Origin of the sequence: Azonexus caeni, from assembly GCF_048146105.1 — a bacterium.
GTDB lineage: Bacteria > Pseudomonadota > Gammaproteobacteria > Burkholderiales > Rhodocyclaceae > Azonexus > Azonexus aromaticus_B.
Window position 1 is genome coordinate 1 of the sequence record NZ_JBKJAD010000073.1, and the last position, 356, is coordinate 356.

Consider the following 356-nt stretch of genomic DNA (forward strand, 5'->3'; position numbering starts at 1 on the left):
TCACTTCGGCGCCGTCATTGGTGCCGGTGATCGTGATCACCACGTCGTGCGTCGTCCCGTCCACCGTCTTCACGGTGAAGGTCTCGATCTTGGTTTCGCCTTCGCCCAGGTACTGCACGTCGGCGTTTGCCACCGTGTAGGTCCAGTCGCCGGTCGTCGTGATCGTCAGACCGCCCAGCGCGCCGGCGCTGGCAACGATGCCCGTGGTCTGGAACTGGGCTTCGTCCAGGCCATCGACGTCCGTCACCAGCAGCGTGCCGGTGTCGGTCAGGTTCGGGTTCGAGGCGTCTTCCGTCACCGCACCCTTGTCCTTGCCGCTCACTTCGGCGCCGTCATTGGTGCCGGTGATCGTGATC

1 protein-coding gene is annotated in these 356 nt (G+C 64.9%); it reads right to left on the bottom strand.

Annotation, left to right across the window (positions count from 1 at the left end; all coding sequences use genetic code 11):
- A partial coding sequence (locus ACLIIZ_RS21125) for a VCBS domain-containing protein (RefSeq protein ID WP_416695683.1) occupies nucleotides 1–298 on the bottom strand: 298 nt, incomplete at its 3' end.
- Nucleotides 299–356 lie beyond the last annotated feature (58 nt).